This window comes from Clostridioides sp. ES-S-0054-01 (genome assembly GCA_021561035.1).
GTDB lineage: Bacteria > Bacillota > Clostridia > Peptostreptococcales > Peptostreptococcaceae > Clostridioides.
Map to the genome: position 1 here is coordinate 1,575,692 of CP067346.1, position 22,989 is coordinate 1,598,680.

Annotated in this window: 19 protein-coding genes, 1 pseudogene and 2 other annotated features (1 of these 22 running past the window's edge); all 20 genes and pseudogenes read left to right on the forward strand. The window is 26.7% G+C overall.

Annotated elements, in window-relative coordinates:
* The first annotated feature begins 191 nt into the window (after positions 1–191).
* The 20 genes and pseudogenes from JJC02_07590 (at position 192) to JJC02_07685 (ending at position 22,900) form a co-directional block, all read left to right on the forward strand.
* A complete protein-coding gene (locus tag JJC02_07590) occupies positions 192–1,025 on the forward strand; it encodes a polysaccharide deacetylase (GenBank protein UDN56020.1) in 834 nt (277 codons plus the stop codon).
* A 91-nt stretch (positions 1,026–1,116) separates the two neighbouring features.
* Positions 1,117–2,049: a peptidylprolyl isomerase gene (locus JJC02_07595; protein UDN56400.1), complete on the forward strand. Its 933-nt coding sequence runs from the start codon at positions 1,117–1,119 to the stop codon at positions 2,047–2,049.
* 51 nt (positions 2,050–2,100) lie between these two features.
* The gene (locus tag JJC02_07600) at positions 2,101–2,583 is read left to right on the forward strand and encodes a sigma-70 family RNA polymerase sigma factor (protein ID UDN56021.1); all 483 of its coding nucleotides are present in this window, start codon (positions 2,101–2,103) and stop codon (positions 2,581–2,583) included.
* 11 nt (positions 2,584–2,594) lie between these two features.
* Positions 2,595–3,464 (forward strand): DUF3298 domain-containing protein, encoded by an 870-nt coding sequence (locus JJC02_07605; protein UDN56022.1) that lies wholly within the window; start codon positions 2,595–2,597, stop codon positions 3,462–3,464.
* Positions 3,465–3,504: 40 nt separating this feature from the next.
* A pseudogene (locus JJC02_07610) lies at positions 3,505–4,260 on the forward strand (DUF3298 domain-containing protein).
* Between the two features lie 41 nt (positions 4,261–4,301).
* Positions 4,302–5,123 (forward strand): XdhC family protein, encoded by an 822-nt coding sequence (locus tag JJC02_07615; GenBank protein UDN56023.1) that lies wholly within the window; start codon positions 4,302–4,304, stop codon positions 5,121–5,123.
* A gap of 4 nt (positions 5,124–5,127) precedes the next feature.
* Positions 5,128–5,889: a M48 family metallopeptidase gene (locus JJC02_07620; protein UDN56024.1), complete on the forward strand. Its 762-nt coding sequence runs from the start codon at positions 5,128–5,130 to the stop codon at positions 5,887–5,889.
* A 160-nt stretch (positions 5,890–6,049) separates the two neighbouring features.
* Positions 6,050–6,307, forward strand: a binding site (T-box leader).
* A gap of 111 nt (positions 6,308–6,418) precedes the next feature.
* A complete protein-coding gene (locus JJC02_07625; GenBank protein UDN56025.1) occupies positions 6,419–6,658 on the forward strand; it encodes an ACT domain-containing protein in 240 nt (79 codons plus the stop codon).
* Between the two features lie 304 nt (positions 6,659–6,962).
* Positions 6,963–7,952 (forward strand): ketol-acid reductoisomerase, encoded by a 990-nt coding sequence (ilvC, locus tag JJC02_07630; GenBank protein UDN56026.1) that lies wholly within the window; start codon positions 6,963–6,965, stop codon positions 7,950–7,952.
* 50 nt (positions 7,953–8,002) lie between these two features.
* A complete protein-coding gene (gene ilvB, locus JJC02_07635) occupies positions 8,003–9,691 on the forward strand; it encodes a biosynthetic-type acetolactate synthase large subunit (GenBank protein ID UDN56027.1) in 1,689 nt (562 codons plus the stop codon).
* Positions 9,692–9,896: 205 nt separating this feature from the next.
* Positions 9,897–10,574 carry a manganese catalase family protein gene (locus JJC02_07640; GenBank protein UDN56028.1) on the forward strand — a complete coding sequence of 226 codons (678 nt, stop codon included), beginning with the start codon at positions 9,897–9,899 and terminating at the stop codon, positions 10,572–10,574.
* A gap of 177 nt (positions 10,575–10,751) precedes the next feature.
* A complete protein-coding gene (locus JJC02_07645) occupies positions 10,752–12,788 on the forward strand; it encodes a thioredoxin domain-containing protein (GenBank protein ID UDN56029.1) in 2,037 nt (678 codons plus the stop codon).
* A gap of 221 nt (positions 12,789–13,009) precedes the next feature.
* Positions 13,010–13,969 (forward strand): alpha/beta hydrolase, encoded by a 960-nt coding sequence (locus JJC02_07650; protein ID UDN56030.1) that lies wholly within the window; start codon positions 13,010–13,012, stop codon positions 13,967–13,969.
* The gene (locus JJC02_07655; protein ID UDN56031.1) at positions 13,969–14,109 is read left to right on the forward strand and encodes a hypothetical protein; all 141 of its coding nucleotides are present in this window, start codon (positions 13,969–13,971) and stop codon (positions 14,107–14,109) included. Before JJC02_07650 ends, JJC02_07655 begins: the two co-directional genes overlap by 1 nt.
* A 213-nt stretch (positions 14,110–14,322) precedes the next feature.
* Positions 14,323–15,537 (forward strand): helix-turn-helix transcriptional regulator, encoded by a 1,215-nt coding sequence (locus tag JJC02_07660; GenBank protein UDN56032.1) that lies wholly within the window; start codon positions 14,323–14,325, stop codon positions 15,535–15,537.
* Between the two features lie 641 nt (positions 15,538–16,178).
* The gene (locus tag JJC02_07665; protein ID UDN56033.1) at positions 16,179–16,976 is read left to right on the forward strand and encodes a G5 domain-containing protein; all 798 of its coding nucleotides are present in this window, start codon (positions 16,179–16,181) and stop codon (positions 16,974–16,976) included.
* A 109-nt stretch (positions 16,977–17,085) separates the two neighbouring features.
* Positions 17,086–17,676 carry an SGNH/GDSL hydrolase family protein gene (locus JJC02_07670; protein UDN56034.1) on the forward strand — a complete coding sequence of 197 codons (591 nt, stop codon included), beginning with the start codon at positions 17,086–17,088 and terminating at the stop codon, positions 17,674–17,676.
* A 62-nt stretch (positions 17,677–17,738) separates the two neighbouring features.
* The gene (locus tag JJC02_07675) at positions 17,739–19,436 is read left to right on the forward strand and encodes a phospho-sugar mutase (protein UDN56035.1); all 1,698 of its coding nucleotides are present in this window, start codon (positions 17,739–17,741) and stop codon (positions 19,434–19,436) included.
* Positions 19,437–19,637: 201 nt separating this feature from the next.
* The gene (locus JJC02_07680; protein UDN56036.1) at positions 19,638–20,477 is read left to right on the forward strand and encodes a YihY/virulence factor BrkB family protein; all 840 of its coding nucleotides are present in this window, start codon (positions 19,638–19,640) and stop codon (positions 20,475–20,477) included.
* Between the two features lie 566 nt (positions 20,478–21,043).
* Positions 21,044–22,900, forward strand: coding sequence for a PAS domain-containing protein (locus JJC02_07685; GenBank protein UDN56037.1), 1,857 nt, complete (start codon positions 21,044–21,046; stop codon positions 22,898–22,900).
* 82 nt (positions 22,901–22,982) lie between these two features.
* Positions 22,983–22,989, forward strand: a binding site (T-box leader) (it continues 234 nt past the right edge of the window).

A 22,989-nucleotide genomic window follows, 5' to 3' on the forward strand; every position in this document is an offset into this window, starting at 1 on the left:
ACTCAATTTTCAACATTCTATACAATTATACAGAAATTATACAGCATAATAATCATCAAAATAACAAATTTTAAAAATTAAGTAAAACTTTTTGTCGAAGTTCAACGTCTATATATATGTAGTGTAAATTTTTGGTATAAAATACTACAACAATATAAATGTAAAAATATAGTAATATTGGAGGTCGAACTATGAGAAATAAAAAGAAAAAAATAAATAGAAAGAAACTGTATTTGCTTTTAAGTGCTATTGTAGTGTGTCTGGCTTTTATAGTGCTTGGTATACGCGTTAGCTCTTTAAATATGAAAGAAGATGAAATTAGTAGAAATATAAAGTTGTCAAGTTCTACTATTACGGATATAGTGTCTAATACAGCAACGGAAGTTAGCAAAGGGCCAAGTAAAAGTTCTGGAAAAGTAGCATACATAACTATAGATGATGGTCCGTCTAAATTTACTGACCAGATGATAAAAACTTTAAATAAATATAATGTTAAAGCAACTTTTTTTATGATAGATGGAAATATGAAGGAATATCCACAGCAAGTTAAAAATATAATTAAAAATGGGAATACAGCAGGATTTCATAGTGTATCACACGATATTCATAAGCTTTATGTTACTAGTACATCAGCAAAAGAGGAATTTGATACAAATGACCAAACTTTTTATAAGATAACTGGTAAACATTCAAAAGTAATAAGAATACCCTATGGAAGTAAGCCATATACACCACAGGCTTCTTATCAAGCTTTAATTGATGCTGGATATAAGATTTGGGATTGGGATTTAGATACAGAAGACTGGAAGTCAAACTCTGCTCAAATTGTACAAAATGTAAAAAGTAATATTAAGAATAAAAAAGGTGAAGATAAAGACCAATTAGTAGTTTTAATGCATGAGAAAAAACAAAGTACAGAGGCGTTAGATTCAGTTTTAAAATTCTTATCAGATGAAGGTTATGAATTTGCAGCAGTAGACCAAAATCAAATACCAAAAAATTATTGGTTACGTAATTTAGAGTAGTTAAAATATAAGAATATTTATTGAAATTTTAAAAATTGAGAATAAAAATGAGTGAGGTGCAGGTATATTGAATAAAAAACTTTATATAGGAATGGTCGGAATACTATCTTTGATGATGGTTGGTTGCAATAAAAGTTTAGCAAAAGTAAATGATGTGGAAATCACAAAAGAACAGTATAAAAAAACGAAAGCAGTTTTATCTGCTACTAATAATTATATAAATGGTCAGTCTTTAGATGAATTAGAAAAAACTTTGGATAAAAAAGGTAGAAATAAATTAGAAAATGTTATAATATCGTTTATGGTGGATAATGAACTTTTATATCAAGAGGCTAGGGATAAAGGATTAACTCCAAGTAAAAGTGAAGTAGACTCAAAATATCAAGAACTAGAAGAAAAAATGAATTTGAATGCTAGTTATAAAGAAAAAATGGACAAAGCAGGTATTGATAAAGAATATTTAAAACAAGAAATATCTAAAGATTTAGCCATAGATAAAAATAAAAAGGTCTTTGAAGATAGAATAAATATAAGTGATACTGATATGGAAGCTTATTATACAAGTCATAAGAAGGATTTTAATGTAGAAGAAGTAAGTGCTTCTCAGATACTTATATCGACTTTAGACAAAAATAAAAAAGAAGTAAGTAAGGATAAAAAAGAAGCTTTAAAGAAAGAGGCAGATAGTATATTAACTAAAATCAAAAATGGAGAAAGTTTTGAAAATTTGTCTAAAAAATATTCAGATGATAAAGCAACTGGAAAAAATGGAGGACAGCTAGGATATTTTTCAAAGGATGACAAAAATGCTGAGTTTACAAAAGAAGTGTTCAAATTAAAGAAAAATGAAGTTTCAAATGTATTTGAAACTAGTTATGGATATCATATAGTCAAAGTTACTGATAAAAGAGAAAGACAAAAAAGTTTTAATGAGTGTCAGAGCTTAATAAGAGAATCTATTTTAAATGAAAAGTATATTGAGCATATAAAAAAATTGAATGAAGATGCTAAAATAGACAGATAGAATTTCTAAAAGTTCAATCCTAGCCTGTAATCGGAGGGAGATTTTACAGGAATGTTTAAGAGTTTAAAGAGAACGAAAGTTGAGAAATACATTATCGATAATAAGGACTCTTTTTATAGAATTGCATATAGTTATACAAAGAATGAAGAAGATGCCTTAGATGTGGTTCAAGAAGCCATGTATAAGGCACTATGTTCAGTGGAGAATATCAAAGAAGTAAATTATATGAAGACATGGTTTTATAAAATTTTAGTTAGAACGAGTATAGATTTTATTAGAAAAAACCGTAAATATAGTAATATGACAGATATTGACCTTGTAGATGAGACTGGAGAATATGATAAATATACTGATTTGGATTTAAGAAGAGCTTTGGAAGAATTACCTATTGAATACAAATCTATTATAATATTAAGATTTTTTGAAGATTTAAAGATTGAAGAAGTAGCAATAATATTGGATGAAAATGTGAATACTGTTAAAACTAGGTTATATACTGCTTTAAAAAAACTAAAATTAAAAATTGAAGAGTAGGGATAAAAAGAATGACAAGCAAAGAAAGGTTAAATAGGTTAAAAGAGGAGTATCATAAAATTCCAATACCAAATAAACTAGATACTATAATAAATCATGAAAAAATAGAAAATATATATCGAGAGAAAAATAAAAAGGTAAATAGATTAAGATTTAAAGTTGCAATAGCTTTTGTATGTGTATTTACAGTATTAGTAAATATAAGCTCTGTGTTTGCAGATAACTTTTCTAAGATACCTATAGTTGGGGCAATAGTAGAAGTAATAACTATAAAAAATTATAGTTTAAAAAGTGAAAATTATGAAGCCGAGATTGATATTCCTAAAATACAAGGTTTAAAAGATAAAAACTTAGAAAAAAGATTAAACAGTAGTTTTATGGAAGATGGAAAAAGGCTTTATCATGAATTTCAAGAGAGAATGGATAAGATACAATCATCAAAGAATAAAGGATATAAGTCTTTAAGTTTGAGTTATAGTGTGAAAAATAATTCTAAAAATTTGCTATCAATAGAGATGACAAAAAATGAGATAGAAGCTTCGTCATATGTGAGTAAGGTACATTATAATATTGATAAAAAAAGACAAATAGTTTTGACTTTGCCAATGCTTTTTAAGAACGATAAGTATATAAAAGTTATCAGTGATAATATAAAAGAACAAATGAGAGAACAAATGAAAAAGGATAATACAAAATCCTATTTTATAGACCAAAAAAAAGATTTACCTGTTGAAGATTTTAAAACAATCAGTAAATATCAAGATTTTTATTTTAATAAAAATGAAGACCTTGTAATTTGTTTTGATGAATATGAAGTAGCACCTGGTTATATGGGTGCAGTTGAGTTTGTAATACCATATAAAGTAATAAAAGATTTGTAAATTGAATAGGAGTTTATATAAATATATTAAGTAGGTCAATATGAATACATATAAAAAACTTAAAAAATCTATATTTAAAAGTACTATAGTTTCAATATATTTATTGGTATCATTGGTAAATATAAACCCTATATTTGCAGGTAATTTCTCTAAGGAGCATTTAAACAATAATACAATAAGGATGGTAAATGCTAAGAATCTCAACTTTAAACAAGGTAATTATGAAGTGAAGGTTAGCATTCCTAAAATAAAAGGTTTAAAAGATAAAGATTTAGAGAATAGATTAAATAATGAATTTTTACAAGATGGGAAAAACTTTACAGTTAATTTCAAAATAAAATGAAAAAAGAAAATAATAAAGGTCATAGATACCTAAATGTAAGCTATAATGTCAAAAATAATTCTAAGGACTTTTTATCAATAGAAATGGAAAAAGAAGAGATAGAAGCTTCTTCATCTGTAACTAAAAAGCATTACATTATTAATAAAAATAGAGAAATACTATTAAATTTGCCAATATTTTTTAAAGATAGTAGATATATTAGAGCTATAAGTGATAATATAAAAGAGAAGATGAGAAATCGAATTTAAGAAAGATAATACAAAATCTTATTTTATAGACCAAGATAAAGATTCACCAGTGAAAGATTTTGAATCTATAGATAAGTATCAAGATTTTTATTTTAATAAAAATGGAAACCTTGTAATTAGCTTTGATGAATATGAAGTAGCGTCTGGTTATATGGGAGCAGTAGAATTTGTAATACCAAATAAAGTAATAGAAAACCTAAAATAGATATATAGAAGATTTTTAGATAGACTGGTAAGGAGAATTATATGAATATATATGAACAAGCAATAAAATTAATAGAAAATAATGAGGATTTTGCATTTGCTACAATAACTTCTCACTCAGGTTCAACACCACGTGAAACTGGAGCAATGATGATTGTAAAAAATGATGCTACTATATTTGGTTCAGTAGGTGGAGGTAGTGTAGAAGCAGCATGTATAAAACATGCAATTAATGTTATAAAAAATAGAGAATCAATGTTGTATAAATTTACTTTAAACAAATCTGATATAGCAAAACTTGGAATGATATGTGGAGGTACTGGAGAAATACAAATAGATTTTATAGATAGTAAATTAAAAAGTAATATAGAAAAATTCAACAGAAGTCTAAAAGAGAATACAAGTAAAGCGTACATATTTGGGGGAGGTCATATTTCAAGAGATGTTGCTGTAATACTATCTCTTTTGGAATTTAGAACAGTAGTAATAGATGATAGAGAAGAATTTGCTAATTATGAAAGGTTTCCAGATTCAGAAGTAATAGTTTTAGATTCTTTTGAAAATATACCAGATTTTCCAACTGATGAAAATAGCTATATAATTATTTTAACAAGAGGGCATTTATATGATTCAAGTGCTTTAGAATGGGCTCTTAAAAGAAATTCTGGTTATATAGGTATGATTGGAAGTAGAACAAAAATTGGATTGACATATGAAAAGCTTATGAAAAAAGGTTTTAAAAAGGAAGAATTATCAAAAGTACATGCACCAATAGGCATAAAATTGGATGCTCAAACACCAGCTGAAATAGCTGTATGTATAGCTGCTGAACTTATAAATTGTAGAGCTAATAAGGAAAAATAAACTAATGAATACAAGAAGTAAAGATGTTGATATTTTAAATGTTACTTTTAGAGGTAAAGAAATAAAAGCAATTTTAGTCTATAAAAATAGAAAAAATATTTCTATAAAAATAGACTCATTTGGCAAAGTAATTATAATAAGTCCTCCTAAAATATCTAAAAAAATAATAAAAGATATAATAATTGAAAAAGGAGACTGGATACTTAAAAAATTAGAAAAATATGAAGATAGAGAAGAAGTATACAGACAAAGAATGTTTATAACTGGCGAAAAATTTCTTTATTTAGGTAAAGAGTACCATCTAGTTATAAAAAAATTATTAGAGGATTCTGTCAAAAAAAGTAACTGTAGAATAAATATTGATGAATCTCAGATAATTATTCAAACAAATGATGTAAGTACAGAGTTTATTAAAAAATCTTTAAAGTCTTGGTATAAAATGGAAAGTGAAAGAATAGTTTTAGAGAGAATAGATTTTCTTAAATCAAATTGTGAAATAATGAATCAATTGATTCCAGCAAGCGTTAAGGTAAAAGAACAAAAAAAGAGATGGGGAAGTTGCACATCTCAAAAAAATATTTATATAAACTCAAAAATATCTATGGCAAGACTAGATGTAATTGAGTATGTAATAATACATGAGTTTAGCCATTTAGCACATATGAATCACTCTAAAAAATTCTATGATTTGGTAAAATCTATTATGCCAGATTATAAAGATAAAGAAAATTGGCTAAAAATAAATGGATATAAAATAACAATCTGAAAACGATTATTCCAAAATATATACTTAGAATATAAAAGAAATATTATTGCGAAAAAAATAAATAATCTGAAAATTTTAAAAAAAGTCGTTGACATTGTAAATAATAGGGAATATAATCTATATTAACAACAAAACAGAATTGAAATATAAAATTAAAAAAGCAAAAGCAATGACAGAGACAACAGTACTAATAGTGTTATCCACAGAGAACCAATGTTGCTGAGAATTGGTGTTAACAGTAGTATAGTAATCACTCTGGAGCTTTTGTACTGAATATTTTTAGTAAGTACAAACGTCTGCCAACGTTACATGGCTAAGGTTAAGGTAATTAATTACCCGACCTGAAAAAAGAGGGGTAGATGTATTTTTTATATCTACAAATAAGGTGGTACCGCGGAATATAACTTTCGTCCTTATAAGTAATATTTATATTGCTTATAAAGATGAAAGTTTTTTTATTTTAAGCGATATAAAGAAATTTAATCCATATAAAATTAATAAAAAATAATAAAAATAAGGAGGCATTTTTATGGAAAATACTGTATATGCTAAATTAAACCAAGGAATAGATTCTTTTTTAAGAGTGGCTATGACTCTAAGAAGAAGAGAAGTTGATATACAATCAATAAGTATGACTGTAGATAATATGAATAACTCAGGTATAAAATTAATAGTAAATGAAGAAAAGACATCCTTAGATTCTGTCTTAAACCATATGAAAAAACTACATGATGTAAGAGAGATAACTGTTGAGAAGATGAGACATTAATTAAATATGCTTTATAAAACTAAAGATAAATACACCTATTTTAAAATAAAAAGCTAAAGATAAATATTAAATAAGAAAAATCTTAGATTTAAAATACAAGTATCATTGAATTTATTAGTTTATTATAGTTAATGAATTAGTTTATCATAGTTAATAAAAACTGAAAATTCTAAAATATAATTTTTAAATTATATAAATTGAGAAATTAAATCTGTTAAATAGTATCAAATCAATGATAATGAGTATGAATTTCTAATAAAAATAAATATCATAAAATGAGAAAAAGTATTGGGAGGAAATAAAAATGGCAAAAATGTATTATGAAAATGATGTGGATTTAGAGGTTTTAAAAAGTAAAAAGGTTGCAGTTTTAGGTTATGGAAGCCAAGGACATGCACATGCACAAAATCTTAGAGATAATGGTGTAGATGTAGTGATAGGGCTTTATGATGGAAGTAAATCAGCACAAAAAGCAAAAGAAGATGGATTTGAAGTTAAGAATGTAGCAGAAGCTACAAAAGAAAGTGATTTGACAATGCTGTTAATGCCTGATGAAAAGCAAAAGAAAGTTTATGAAGAAAGTGTAAGGGATAATTTAAAAGAAGGTCAGACCTTAGCATTTGCACATGGATTCAATATACATTATAATCAAGTACAACCACCAGAATTTGTTGATGTTGTAATGGTGGCTCCTAAAGGACCTGGTCACCTAGTTAGAAATGTATTTACAAAAGGAAGTGGAGTTCCTGCATTATTTGCAGTATATCAAGACTACACTAAAAAAGCTACAGAGACAGTTTTAGCATATGCAAAAGGGATAGGAGCAACAAGAGCAGGTGTTTTAGAAACTACTTTTAAAGAAGAAACAGAAACAGATTTATTTGGAGAACAATCAGTACTTTGTGGTGGAATAAGTGAACTTATAAAGTTGGGATATAAAACACTTGTAGAAGCAGGTTATCAAAAAGAAGTAGCATACTTTGAATGTCTACATGAAATGAAACTAATAGTCGACCTTATATATGAAGGTGGATTTGAAAGAATGAGATATAGCATAAGTGATACAGCAGAATATGGAGATTATGTATCTGGTAAAAGAGTAATAACTGATGCAGCAAAACAAGGTATGCAAAATGTTTTAGAGGATATACAAAATGGAAAATTTGCAAAAGCATGGATTAAAGAGAATGAAGAAGGACGTCAAAACTTCCTAAAAACTAGGGAAGCAGAATATACTACAGAAATTGCTGAAGTTGGTAGAAATCTAAGAAGTATGATGTCATTCTTAAAATAAATGTATTAAATGGATTAGTTTGAGGGAAAGAGTGGTGTATAGTAGTGCGTATGAACGGAGCAAAGGTAATTTTAGAATGTTTAAAGAAAGAGGGAGTTGACACGATATTTGGATATCCTGGTGGAGCAGTTATACCTCTTTACGATGCTCTATACGATTATTCAGATGATTTTAGGCATATAAGGACATCCCATGAACAAGGTCTGGTTCATTCTGCAGATGGGTATGCAAGAAGTACTAATACAGTGGGGGTTTGTTTTACAACATCTGGTCCAGGAGCAACAAATGCTATAACCGGAATAGCAACAGCCTTTATGGATTCTTCACCTATGGTTGTAATCTCAGGTCAAGTTCCAACAAGTTTATTAGGTAAAGATTCTTTTCAAGAAATTGATATAACTGGAGCAACATTATCTATGACAAAACATAATTATTTAGTTAGAAACACTAAAGAATTAGTTCCTACAATAAAAGAAGCTTTTAAAGTTGCAAATTCAGGTAGAAAAGGACCTGTACTTGTAGATGTTCCAAAGGATTTATTTTTAGCAGAAATGGATTTTAGTGATGAGGATTATGATTTATGTCAAATAGATGATTATATGAATTATAAGAGTGATTTTGGTCTAGATGACGAAACTAATGTTAAGCTTTTAAATAAAGCAATAGATATCATAAAAGAATCTAAAAGACCTGTAATATATGCTGGTGGAGGAGTTAAGTCTTCAGATAGTGAGGAGATTCTTGAAAAATTTGCAACTAAAATAGATACACCTGTACTAAACACACTTATGGGTCTTGGCAATATAGATAGGAAAAATGAATTATCTCTTGGAATGGTTGGAATGCATGGAAGCAGAGAAAGTAATTTAGCCCTTTCTAATTCAGATTTAGTGATAGCAATAGGTGCAAGATTTAGTGATAGAGTAATAAGTAAAAGTTCTGAATTTGCTAAAAATGCAAAAATAATACACATAGATATAGACCCATCTGAAATAAGTAAAAATATAAAATCTAATATATCTTTAGTTGGAGATGTGAAGTTAGTCCTTAGTTTACTAATTGAAAGGGTTGAAAGTAAGAATAATAGTAATTGGAAAGAAGAGATAAAGACATTTAGAAAGAGTGAAGGGGTACAAAAGGGAGAATTTCATCCACAAAATATACTTAAAAAAATAAATGAGAAATATGAAAAATTAAGTAACTCTACTGTAGTGGTAACTGATGTTGGTCAACATCAAATGTGGACTGCTAAGTACTGGAGTTTTAAAGGGAATAAAAGTTTTATAACATCAGCAGGGTTAGGAACTATGGGCTTTGGTTTAGGTGCAGCTATTGGAACTAAAGTTGGTAATGTAGATAAAAATGTAGTTTTAGTCACTGGTGACGGAAGTTTTAGAATGAACTGTAATGAACTAGCTACAGTTGCAAATTATAATGTACCTATACTTATTTTACTACTTAATAATAGAACATTAGGAATGGTAAGACAATGGCAGAAATTGTTTTCCAATCAAAGATACTCTCAAACTGACGTTAATGAAAATGTAGATTATATTAAACTCGTAAATGCATATAATATTGATGGATATAAGATATCTGATATGAAAGAATTAGAAAAAGTTCTAGACATAATAGATTTTAATAAACCTGTATTTTTACAATGTGATATAGATAAGGATTATGATGTTTATCCTATTGTAGCACCTAATGATACACTTGAAAATTTGATATGTAACTAAAATTTATACTGAATATTGATAAAATTCTTATTAAATTTTATTGATGTTCAGTTTCTGTTTAGGTATAGATTGGCGTTTTTTACCTTTGTAAATAAAGTAATGAATATATAATTAAGAATTTATTAAATTTTAATTATACAATTTAGAATAATATTACAACTTAAGTAAATAATAATTTTGAATAATAATTTACGGAGGTATTTATATGTTTAAACACGATAAAGCACTATTAAAAGAAGTAAAAGTAGAAAGACCAAATCCTCAATATGCTGTTTTAATGCAAGAACAGTTGGGTGGTGCAAATGGAGAGTTAAAAGCAGCAATGCAATACTTGTCCCAAAGTTTTAGAATAAAAGACCCTCAAATAAAAGATTTATTTCTTGATATAGCAGCAGAAGAGCTTAGCCATATGGAAATGGTAGCACAGACTATAAATTTATTAAATGGACATGATGTTGATTATAATGCAGTTGCTACAGGTGAAATAGAAACACATGTATTAACTGGTCTATCACCAGTCTTAATAAATTCATCAGGAGCTCCATGGACTGCTAATTATGTTACAGTTACAGGGGATTTAGTGGCTGACTTACTTTCAAATATAGCTTCTGAACAAAGAGCTAAGGTAGTTTATGAGTATTTGTATAGACAAATAGATGATAAATATGTAAAAGAAACAATAGATTTCTTACTTAATAGAGAAGAAGCACATAATGCTTTATTTAGAGATGCTTTAAATAAAGTTAAAGATACAGGTTCAAATAGGGATTTTGGAGTTACAGAAGATTCTAAATTGTATTTTGATTTATCAACTCCAGGACCAAATCATGATACTAAGATAGATGTTAATCCTCCTTCTTTTGAAAAACCTTTGAAAAAATAATTTGATATTTTTTATGTTGTTTTGTTTTAGTAGATATTAAAAAAATTATTTATCTAGAAGAATTAATTAGATAAAAACTTAAATATATATAGTTAAAGATGGGTATACACTTATTATAAGTGTATATCTATTTGTTTATTGTAAAACATATAATAAAATAACAAATGAGGTGGTATTTTGAAAAGTAGTAGAAAACCAAATAATCTAATAAATGAAAAATCTCCATATCTTTTACAGCATGCATATAATCCTATAAACTGGTATAGTTGGAATGATGAAGCTTTTAAAAAAGCAAAAGAAGAAGATAAACCAATATTTTTAAGTGTAGGATATTCAACATGTCATTGGTGTCATGTTATGGAAAAAGAATCTTTTGAAGATGAAGAAGTTGCTGAAATAATGAATAGAAATTTTATAGCAATAAAAGTAGATAAAGAAGAAAGACCAGATATAGATAGTGTATATATGACAGTTTGCCAAGCTATGACAGGTAGTGGCGGATGGCCAATGACTATAATAATGACACCAGATAAAAAACCTTTTTTTGCAGGAACATATTTCCCAAAATATTCAAGATATAATAGACCTGGAGTTATAGATTTATTAGAGAATGTATCTAAAAAATGGGATACAAGTAGAGATATATTAATAAAATCTGGAGATGAAATAATAGAAGCTCTTAAGGATGATTTTGAATTGAAAAATACAGAGGGTAATTTATCAAAGGAGATGTTAAGTTCATCAGTTAGGGTATTTAAGGCTATTTATGATGAAAAGTATGGCGGTTTTGGTAATGCACCAAAATTTCCAAGCCCTCAAAATCTTATGTTTTTAATGAAATACTATAGTATAGAAAAAGATAAAGATGTATTAAAAATGGTAGAAAAAACTTTGGATGGAATGTATAGAGGAGGTTTGTTTGATCATATTGGATTTGGTTTTTCAAGATACTCCACTGATAAAAAATGGCTGGCTCCTCATTTTGAAAAAATGTTATATGACAATGCTATGCTTACTATAGCTTATTTAGATGCGTATAAAATAACAAAGAAAGAGCTGTATAAAGAAATTGCTATAAAAACCATAGATTATGTAATTAGAGAGATGAAGGATAAAGAGGGTGGATTTTATTCAGCTCAGGATGCCGATAGTGAAGGTGAAGAGGGAAAATTTTATACATTTAATCCTCTTGAAATAGTTGAAGTTTTGGGTGAAGAAGATGGAACTTTCTTTAATAATTATTTTGATATAACTAGTAGTGGAAATTTTGAAGGTAAAAGTATTCCTAATCTTATAAAAAATAAAGAATATGAGAGACCTAATGAAAAGATAGCTAATCTTAGTAAAAAGGTATTTGAATATAGAAAAGAAAGAACATCTTTGCATAAAGATGACAAGATACTTACATCATGGAATGCATTGATGGTAGTTGCCTTGGCAAAGGCATATAGCACTTTAAAAAGTGATACGTATTTAGAGTATTCAAATAAGTGTCTTGATTTTATAAATAATAATCTTGTAAATGAGTCAGGTAGATTGTTAGCTCGATATAGAGATGGAAGTTCTGATTATTTAGCTTATTTGGATGATTATGCTTTTTTAATATGGGCGTATATAGAGCTTTATGAGTCAACATTTAATATGAAATATTTAGAAAAGGCGTTAAATTTGAATGAAAGCTGTATCAACCTTTTTTGGGATTATGAAAAAAATGGATTTTATATATATGGTAAAGATAGTGAAAGTTTAATAGCAAGACCAAAAGATTTGTATGATGGAGCTATTCCATCAGGAAATTCTGTTCAACTATACAATCTTATAAGGCTTGCAAAAATTACTGGCGATAATAAACTTGAAGAAATATCATATAAACAATTAAAACTGTATGTAGATAATGTAAAGAGTTCTCCAACAGGGTACAGTTTTTATATGCTTTCATTTATGTTTGAACTTTATTCTACTAAGGAAATTATATGTATTTTGAAAGAAGATTCTGATTTAATTGCATTTAAAGAATTGATAAGTGAAAACTTTATACCGAATACAACTTTTTTAGTAAAGAAATACAATGAAGAAGATACTAAGATAGATTTTTTAAATAACTATAAATTAAAGAATGATAAGACTAGTTATTATGTGTGTCAAAATAATAGTTGTAGTCAACCAATTAATGATTTACAAAAACTAAAAGATATGATTTTGGAAGTAGAATAACCAGAATAGTGGAAAAGGAGGTGTATCAAAATAAAAATTTGAATCATCTCCATTTTTGTAAAAAGACAGAAAAAGAATTCCTAAAAACGCCTAATCTATGTAATAATTTCTATGAATGATTAATAAATCTTAAATTTCTATAGAAAGATTTTGACTTGAAAATACTTGTAATATAATATATAAATTAATATACTAAATAAAATCAATCTGGAGGGATAATTATGAAGTGTACAAACTTCACTTTCAAAGGAGAGGAAGGTTTAGATATATATACATATAAATGGGAGGATGAAAATATAAAAAATCCAAAGGCAGTTGTCCAAATTGCACATGGAATGGCTGAAACTGCACAAAGGTATGAGACTTTTGCTAAGGAGCTTACTAAAAATGGCTATATAGTATATATAAACGACCATAGAGGTCATGGTAAGACTGCAAAGACAGTAGAAAATGTTGGGCATTTAGCTGAGAAAGAAGGTTTTAGATGTCTTGTAGAGGATATGTATGCTTTAACAAATATTATAAAAAAGGAAAACGAAGATTTACCAATTTATCTATTTGGGCATAGCATGGGTTCATTTGCAAGTCAAAGATACATAATGGATTACAGTAATAATTTATCTGGTCTTATACTATGTGGTTCAAATGGAAAGCAAGGAATCATCTTAAATTTTGCTCACATGATAATTAATCGTGAGATTAAAAAGTATGGAAGACATTCTAGAAGTAATAAAATAAATGACTTGATATTTGGTGGAGAAATAATAAAAAGAAATAAAAAGACTAAGTTTGATTGGTTAAGTAGAGATAAAGAACAAGTTGAGAAATATATAAATGACCCATTTTGTGGAGTAGTGTGTAGTTGTGGCTTTTTTTATGATTTAGTTCAAGGATTAAAAGAAATTGAGGATAAAGAAAACTTAAAAAAGGTGCCTCTTGATATACCTATTTACATAATATCTGGAGATAAAGACCCTATAGGAAAAAATGGAAAAGGTGTCTTAAGACTAAGGGATAGATACATAAAGTTAGGAGTAAAAGATGTGGCTTGCAAACTTTACAAAGGTGGAAGACATGAATTATTGAATGAAATAAATAAGGAAGAAGTTTTTGAGGACATAATTTGTTGGCTAAATAATAAAATAGAAAAGAAAGTGCTTCAAAATGATTCTTTGTTATAATGCCATTTATTGCAAAGACAGGTGTTATTATAAATATGTTGTTAACATTAGGTATTGTTATCATTGTATATGGAATTTATTTTATTTCAAGTTTCTTTGAAAGTCTAAATATAGTAAGTGACAGTAAAGAGATAATATAAATATTTAAAAGGTTATTTAATGTGAATCTATTAATTAGGTTGTACTTAAACTTAATTAATAGATTTTATATTTCAAGTCAATGAAATAAGGTTTTAGGTTAAAATATAACTAATGGTTAAATTACATACATTTTGTTAACTTTCCCTCGATTTACTAGTAAATATTTTTTTTTTATACTTAAATTACAACAAATGTACTATGGAGGTATATATATGCAAATTAAAATAGGTAAAGTTATACAAAATCTTAGAAAAGAACGAAGTTTAACTCAAGAACAATTGGCAAAGTTTATAGGCGTGTCAACACCAGCAGTATCTAAGTGGGAGAGTGGAAATTCTTACCCAGATATAGAATTATTACCATTATTAGCAGACTTTTTCAATGTATCTATTGATAAACTTTTAAACTACAAGATTGATTTAAGTGAAGAAGAAGTAACGAAAATTTATAAAGAATTAGAAACAGTTTTTGCTAGAATTGAAATTGATTTATCAACAGAAGAACCAAAAGAAGAATGTAGGAAAGACTTAGAATCTGTGAAAAAACTTTCTAATATGTATATAGAGAAATATCCTAAAAGCTATTTATTAAAGTTAAGGATATGCTCGTTATATCAGATGTATTCATATAAATTTGGTAAGAGTGAACTTAATAACAGAGTAAAAGAAACAACAAATATTCTTGAAGATATAGTAAGAAATACAGATGATATTCAAATAAAAGAGACAGCTCTCATTATATTATCAAATGCATATTGTATGTTGAATGATTATGAAAAGGCAGAGTTGTACTTAAATATGATATATAAGCCAATAGGAGATACAAGTGTCAATTTAGCTATGATATATTTAAAGCAAAATAGACTGGAAGAAGCAGAAGTATTACTTCAAAATAAATTGTTTAGCAATATATTCAATGTAAGCATGGATTGTAAAGGAATAATCAATGTATACAAAAATCAGTATAAGGAATTAAAGAAAAAATTGGAGAATAGAGATTCTAATAAAAAAGCAATAGAGAAAGAAATGGAATATATAAAAAATAAGTTGCTAGGGTATGCAAATCTTTCTTTAGAAATAAAAAAAATGCTCAGTGAAGATAAGGGTGCATTTTTTAGTATATATATGGATTATATGGAATTATCTTTAATTTTTTTATTTTTTAACATGAAAGAAGAAGCAAAAAAGACCTTATGTAGTCTAAAAGAAATATTAGAAAAATATCCTATACATGAAAGTTTGGACGTGAGTCAAATGAGATTTTTTGATAAGGTAGAGTCCAAAAATTTATATACTTTTAATATATATACGAACTTGTTAATTATGTTTAATGATGATAGCTATAATGAGCTTAGAGAAGAAGCAATTTTTAAGGCTATAATTGAAAAGATTTTAGAGATGGAAAAATTATTAAAAGATAAAGAATAAGTAGAAATTTAATATATAACTTAAAGATTAATTAAATTAAAAAGGAGGTGTTTTAAAATAAAAATTTGAATCATCTCTTTCATTATACAAAACTAGAAACCTCAATTGATGAAAGTAGAATAAGATTTGTTATATTTTTATCATTTCAACAATGAAAAAGATGTTTATCTCTATTTTGAGACAGCCCTTTTATGTAATTGTTATGAAATTTTACACATTTCAATAAATAGGAATTATATTTAGAAGCTCATTACATTATTTCTTAAATACTTATTAAATTTATTGTATTCCATTTTAGATAACCTTTCTGGATAAGACATTACAATTAGGTTATGACCATTAAATTTCTCCTGGTATGGTGGATGAATGTGTTCGTAATCATTTTCCCATTTTATTTATGTCTATATCTCATTGACTGAGATATAATTGTTTACATATAACTTAAAATTATTATATTAAGCTTTGATAATTTAAAAACAGCATATTTGTTAAATTTTCTAAGTATAAAAATAATCTTAATACTTTTAGAAGTTACAAAAAAGTTACATAAATTTGGAAAGATATAATATACATATATAATATAAGGTTAAAATTGTAATGAATAATATTAATTTAAAATTTGAACATGGAAGGAGATTATTATGGAGAAAAGAGAAAAGAGGATAATAATATTGTCTTTATTAAGTGTATCAATTTTAATGAGTTTGGTAAGTATATATTCTATATTAAATAAAGAAGATATAAGTTTAATAGTTAAAGGGAAAGAGCAAAAAGTCTCTTCATTTAAAAAAACAGTTGAGGAACTTTTGGATGAACAGGGTGTGAAGTATAATTCTGAAGATAAAATTAATCCGAGTTTAGATACAGAATTAAAAGATGATATGAAAATAAAAGTTGTTAAGGTAATTAAAAGTAAAAAAGAAGAGTTTGAAAAAATTCCATTTGATACAAAACATGTAAATGATAGTAATTTGTTAAAGGGAAAATCTAAAGTTTATCAAGAAGGCAAAGAGGGAGAAAAAAAACTAGTCTATAATTTAACTTACCATGATGGAAAGTTAGTCAAAAAAGTCTTATCAAAAGAAGTAATATCTAAAGAGCCAACTGCAAAAATTATAAAATATGGAACTAAAGAAAAAGTACTAATTGCATCAAGAGGAGCAAATATAAGAGGAGGTAAACATATGAAAGTGGTTGCAACTGCATATGCAGGAGATACAATAACATCTACTGGTACAACTCCAAGATGGGGTGTTATTGCAGTTGACCCACGTGTAATACCATATGGAACAAAAGTATATATACCTAAGTTGGGTATGACTTTTGTGGCAGAAGATTGTGGAGGTGCAATTAAAGGTAATAGAATAGATATTTTTATGAATAGTGAAGGAAAAGCCTCAAATTGGGGAAGGAAAAGTATAGATATATATTTACATTAAATTAGTGAATAGAATAACTTTACTTGAAAGATAAAAAAGTATAAAATATGAATTAACTAAACTGTTAGATTATTCTTAAAACATAAAAATATATCTAAGGGGGGATAAGATGAAAATAGTCTGTTTAGGAGACAGTTTAACATATGGATTTGGAGTATCGCGAAGTAATTCATGGACAAACATTGTAAATAAAGAGACTCGATTAGAAATAGTAAATAAGGGTATAAATGGTGATACAACAAGTGGTATGTTAGTTAGATTTAATGAAGATGTTGTAAAAAACTCTCCTGATATAGTTTTTATAATGGGTGGTACCAATGATTTTATTGCTGGTGCAGGAAATGAAGTTATTAATTCTAATATAATGGCTATGGTACATCAATCATATTCAAAAAATATTATACCTATTGTAGGTATACCATTAAAACCAGATATTCCAAATGTTAGAGAAGATTGGAGTTGTTTTACTGATTTTAATATAGTATCTCAAAAATTAGAATCATATAGTTATTGGATAAAAAAATTTTGTGTGACATTTAATACTAATTTCGTAGATTTTTATTCAGAATATAATAAAAATATGGAACTAGAAGGATATAAAAAATTGTATTTTGATGGATTGCATCCAACCAAGGAAGGTCATAGAATAATGGCAGATATTTTTATTAATTCAATTAATAAGTATACAGAAGATTTATAGTTGTATCAAAATGGTTGTTTATATGTCAGTTGTAATAAATACATAAGATAGGGAGGGCTTTTATGGATTATACTAAAACTTATGAAGAGTGGATAAAGGGTTCATATTTTGATGAAGATACAAAACTAGAATTGGAGAAAATAAAAAATAATGAAAAAGAGATAGAGGATAGATTCTATAAGGATTTAGAGTTTGGGACTGCTGGTCTTAGAGGAATAATTGAAGCAGGAACGAATAGAATAAATAAGTATACAGTTAGAAGAGCCACTTTTGGATTGGCAAACTATATATTAGAAAATACTACAAAAGAAGAAAAAAACAGAGGAGTAGTAATAGCTCATGATAATAGACACAAATCTAGGGAGTTCTGTATAGAGTCTGCAAACACTTTGGCAGCATGTGGTATAAAAGCATATATATTTGATAGCTTGAGAACTACTCCAGAATTATCTTTTGCTGTTAGAAACTTAAATGCAATAGCTGGTATAGTCATAACAGCAAGTCATAATCCTCCAGAATATAATGGATATAAGGTATATTGGGAAGATGGAGCACAAGTTATGCCAGAGATTGCAAATGCAATAACAGACAAAGTAAATAGTATACATGACTATAGTATAATACCAACCCTGAGTGAAGATAATAAAAATTTAGTAGTTTTGTTGGACGAATCACAAGATACTAAATTTATAGAAGCAGTAAAAAGTCAAATTATAAGAAAAGATTTAGTTAAAAATGTAGGTAAAAGCTTTAAGATAGTTTATACACCTCTTTGTGGAACAGGGAATATTCCAATAAGAAGAGCATTAAAAGAAGTGGGTTTTGAAAATATAATTGTAGTTCCAGAAGAAGAAAATCCAGACCCAAATTTCGCAGGGCTTGATTATCCAAATCCAGAAGAGAAAAAAGCTTTAAATAGAGGTATATTACTTGCAAAAGAAAAAGGAGCAGACCTCGTAATAGCAACTGACCCAGATTGTGATAGAGTAGGTGTAGCAGTAAAAACTACTACAGGAGAGTATGCTCTACTTACAGGAAATCAAATTGGTGGTATGTTGACACATTATATAATAGAAGGATTAAAGGAAAATAATAAATTAAAAGAAAATTCTACAATGATAAAAACCATAGTTACATCAGAATTTGGAGCAGATATAGCTAAAGCAAATAATGTTGATGTGTTAAATGTTCTTACAGGTTTTAAATTTATTGGTGAAAAAATAAAATTATTTGAACAAGATAAAAACAGAAGTTATGTATTTGGATATGAAGAAAGTTATGGTTATTTAGTTGGTACTCATGCAAGAGATAAAGATGGTGTAGTTTCTTCATTATTGATATCTGAAATGGCGGCATTTTACTATTCAAAAGGTATGAGTTTATATGAAGGCTTAATAGAGCTTTATAAAAAATATGGATTTTTTAAAGAACAGACTATATCTTTGACTTTAAAAGGTATAGAAGGTGTAGAAAAGATAAAAGAAATAATATCTTACTTTAGAGAGAATCAAATTGATTATATAAACAGTATTAAAGTAGTTGATAAAAAGGATTATAAAAATGGTATAGATAATCTTCCTAAATCCGATGTTTTAAAATACTTTTTGGAAGATGAATCTTGGGTAGCTATAAGACCATCTGGAACAGAACCAAAACTTAAATTTTACATAGCTGTAAAAGGAGTTAGTGATATTGAAGCAGATAAAAAGATTCAAGGTTTAAAAGAGTATATAGATACCATGGTTGAAAAATTAAAATAAAATATTATTATTTTATAATAATAATTTGTTTAGCTGAAAATTATAATTTACTTTCATTGAGTAGAATATGGAAATGTTAGTAGAATTGTTATTTTCAGCTTTTATTTGTGTTATTTTTACTTAAATAATTATATTATGGTATGAATCTGAGTATAATTAGTATTGTATAATGAAATTAATTTGAGAGAAAAGAGGATATTTATGTTTGGTATAGATAAAAAATTGATTGAATATATAATTGCAAAATCCAATTACAGTGAATTAAGTTCAAAGTCAGCAGAAGTATCTTTCTTCTTAATGTTGTCCATATTTCCTTTTTTGATATTTACAATAAGTTCTATAGCATATATACCAATTCTTCATTTAAATAAATATATAGCTTTGTTTAGAAATATGATGCCAGAAGGAGCTTTTGCTGTATTATCTTCAATCATAGTTTCTGCAATAGACAATAGAAATCTAAAATTTTTAGCTGTTAGTTTTATACTTACTATGTGGACATTTTCAAGAGCAGTAAAAGCTCTTATTAAAGGAATGAATAGAGCTTATAAAGTTAAAGAAACTAGGTCTTTTTTTAAGATTCTATATATATCATTTTTATTTACAATAATGCTTTTGGTACTTATTTTTTTATCTATGATATTTCTAGTTTATGGAGAAAAAATAGGTTATTTTATTTTTAACCTTATAGGATTGGATGAGATATTCATAAAAATATGGGATATTCTAAGATACACTGTAGGTATAATAACAATAATAGTAATATTTACACTTTTATATAAATATACTCCAAATAAAAGATTAACTATTAAAGAATCTGCGCCAGGCGCTATTTTTGCTACATTCGCTTGGTTTTTAGTATCATTTTTATATTCTTATTATACAAATTACTATGCTAACTATGAAGTAATCTATGGAAGTATAGCTGAAATAATTGTACTTATGACATGGATGTATTTTAGCAGTTGGTCTATCGTTATTGGTTATGAAGTAAATTCAAGACTGTATTTTAGAAAGATAAGAAATGAAATGTTAAAGTAATATATTAAAATAAAATATAGTGCTTAATATTATAAATGTAATTTAATTAATGCAAAAATATTGACATTTAAGTTAAAAAGTCTAGAATTTTTCTGGGCTTTTTTTATTTTTAATACAACTTGACAAATTTTATTTTATGAGATAATTTTAATTTATAATCATCTTTAAAAGGATGACTATTGACAAGCAAAGTGTTAAATAGAGCAAAAGAGTGAAGAGACTATATCTTTAAAGGATAAGTATATCCATTGGTTGGAATGGTAAATATACCAAATAAAGGTTATGATCCTGATGAGTTAATATCTGTGTTTTCAAATAGTACAGGATTTAGTCCTGTATTTTTATATGTGCTTGTATCTCCAATTACCCACAGGCACTAGAACAAGTTACTATAATTAGATTTTGGAAAAAAGCGACACAAATAATTATAAACAAATAATAAATTACATAAAATTAAATTTATTCACAAGTATACCTTATAAAATATGTTATAATTAATAGAAAATTGTCATATAATTACTTAAGGAGTATTAGTGTAAATAAGATTGAGAGGTAGTGGTTAGAATATGGATACCCATAATAAATATGTAAGTTTTATAAAAAATATACCTGTACCTTTTTTATATTGTAGAATTATAAAGAGACAAGGAGATATAGAATATCGAGTTGAATATATAAGTAAGGGTATGGGCAAATTACTACGATTAGAAGAAGGTAGTTGTGATAAAAATATATTAGATATATTGCCTGTATTTAAGTCTAAAAAATATTTCAAAGAGTTGTTCTCAGATGAGGTAGATTGTATAAAAAGATACATTCCAACACTTAAAACTTGGATAAACATAAAAAAACAGATAATAGGGGATTCATACATAATTTTGTATTTTGGTAAAATTGTATTTGATTATAGACAGATAATAGATTCTCTTGATAAAAAGGATAAAGTAGCCTATATTAAAGATGAAGAAGGCATATATATAGATTGCAGTGAAAATTTAATACCAATATTAAATAACAACATTAAAACGACAAAAGATATATTTGGGAAAAATGATATCGAAGTATGGGGAGAGAGTACTGGCAAATTGTTTGGAGATGATTATAGAGAAGGAGTATCTAGTAAAAAAAAATTTTTACAAAGCCTCCTTGAATATGAAGAAACTTTCTTTATGGTTGAAAAATATTTTTTGTATGATGAAGATGAACTTTTAGGTACTATAGGGATAATAGACAATATAATATACAGTGGATACAGTAATAAAAATTATAACTCAAAAGATTTAATGAAAATGATAGAGTATTCAATTCCAGAGAATATGTTTTATAAAGATGTGTATGGAAATTACATTGGATTTAACTCAGGTTTTTTGAATTTAGCTTGTATGAATAAAGCAGAATTATTAGGAAAGAATAGTTACAAAATATCAGAAGAGGAAGCTTTAATAGATAAGATATTTGAAAGTGATAGGGGTGTAGTTGAAAATAAAAAAGTAGTTACATTTGAATTAAATATAAATAGGAATGAGGAAAACAAGTGTATTGAGATTACAAAAAGACCATTTTTTGATAACTATGGAAGTGTCATTGGAATAATTGGAACAGCAAGGGATATAAGTAGAAGAAAAAAACTAGAAGAGGAAATTGATAAAACTAGAATGGAATTTTTTGCAAATTTATCTCATGAACTCAAAACACCTATAAATTTAATATCATCTTCATTACAAGTTATAGAAAAAAAAGAAGCAGATTTAATAGAATCAAATGATACTTTAAAAAGAAATTTAGGTATAATAAAACAGAATGGAAATAGAATACTAAGGTTAGTAAATAATGTTATAGACTTTACAAAAATGCAGTCAGGATATTTGGATTTTAGCCCAGAAGAATCTGACATAATTGCATTTATAGAAGATATATGCATGTCTGTAGCTGACTTTGCAAGTCAAAATAATATACAGCTTACATTTGATACAGAAATAGAAGAATTTTCAATGCTATTTGATTCAGAAAAATTGGAAAGAATAATATTAAATTTACTTTCTAATGGAATTAAGTACAATAAGGAAAATGGAAAAATAAACATATTTTTATATGTGAAGGATAATGTATTTAATATGAAAATATCAGATAGTGGCATAGGTATACCAAAAGAAAAAATAGATAAAATATTTAATAGATTTGAACAAATTGACAATGAACTTTCCTACAGAGTTAAAGGAAGTGGAATTGGACTTTCATTGGTAAAATCTTTGGTTGAGTTGCATGAGGGTAGTATATCTTTAAAAAGTCAACTTGGTATTGGAAGCGAATTTATAGTTTCATTGCCTGCTAGAAGTAAAAATAATATTGAAAAATACAACTATAAAAGAGAAATCAGCAATGAACTAAGTAAAAAATTAGAAATAGAATTTTCGGATTTATAAGTTTAAGTATAAAAAATAAAATTTTAAAAAGGTATTGACAATTGATTTATAAGGGTTTAAAATAAATTACAACATAATAAATAAAAAAG

Excerpts from the sequence above, each read along its gene's own strand:
- ilvC (UDN56026.1), top strand. The coding sequence starts at position 6,963 with ATGGCAAAAATGTATTATGAAAATGATGTGGATTTAGAGGTTTTAAAA.
- JJC02_07685 (UDN56037.1), top strand. The coding sequence starts at position 21,044 with ATGGATACCCATAATAAATATGTAAGTTTTATAAAAAATATACCTGTA.
- JJC02_07640 (UDN56028.1), top strand. The coding sequence starts at position 9,897 with ATGTTTAAACACGATAAAGCACTATTAAAAGAAGTAAAAGTAGAAAGA.
- ilvB (UDN56027.1), top strand. The coding sequence starts at position 8,003 with ATGAACGGAGCAAAGGTAATTTTAGAATGTTTAAAGAAAGAGGGAGTT.
- JJC02_07665 (UDN56033.1), top strand. The coding sequence starts at position 16,179 with ATGGAGAAAAGAGAAAAGAGGATAATAATATTGTCTTTATTAAGTGTA.
- JJC02_07620 (UDN56024.1), top strand. The coding sequence starts at position 5,128 with ATGAATACAAGAAGTAAAGATGTTGATATTTTAAATGTTACTTTTAGA.
- JJC02_07660 (UDN56032.1), top strand. The coding sequence starts at position 14,323 with ATGCAAATTAAAATAGGTAAAGTTATACAAAATCTTAGAAAAGAACGA.
- JJC02_07655 (UDN56031.1), top strand. The coding sequence starts at position 13,969 with ATGCCATTTATTGCAAAGACAGGTGTTATTATAAATATGTTGTTAACA.
- JJC02_07600 (UDN56021.1), top strand. The coding sequence starts at position 2,101 with ATGTTTAAGAGTTTAAAGAGAACGAAAGTTGAGAAATACATTATCGAT.
- JJC02_07595 (UDN56400.1), top strand. The coding sequence starts at position 1,117 with ATGGTCGGAATACTATCTTTGATGATGGTTGGTTGCAATAAAAGTTTA.
- JJC02_07605 (UDN56022.1), top strand. The coding sequence starts at position 2,595 with ATGACAAGCAAAGAAAGGTTAAATAGGTTAAAAGAGGAGTATCATAAA.
- JJC02_07670 (UDN56034.1), top strand. The coding sequence starts at position 17,086 with ATGAAAATAGTCTGTTTAGGAGACAGTTTAACATATGGATTTGGAGTA.
- JJC02_07590 (UDN56020.1), top strand. The coding sequence starts at position 192 with ATGAGAAATAAAAAGAAAAAAATAAATAGAAAGAAACTGTATTTGCTT.
- JJC02_07680 (UDN56036.1), top strand. The coding sequence starts at position 19,638 with ATGTTTGGTATAGATAAAAAATTGATTGAATATATAATTGCAAAATCC.
- JJC02_07615 (UDN56023.1), top strand. The coding sequence starts at position 4,302 with ATGAATATATATGAACAAGCAATAAAATTAATAGAAAATAATGAGGAT.
- JJC02_07625 (UDN56025.1), top strand. The coding sequence starts at position 6,419 with ATGGAAAATACTGTATATGCTAAATTAAACCAAGGAATAGATTCTTTT.
- JJC02_07675 (UDN56035.1), top strand. The coding sequence starts at position 17,739 with ATGGATTATACTAAAACTTATGAAGAGTGGATAAAGGGTTCATATTTT.
- JJC02_07650 (UDN56030.1), top strand. The coding sequence starts at position 13,010 with ATGAAGTGTACAAACTTCACTTTCAAAGGAGAGGAAGGTTTAGATATA.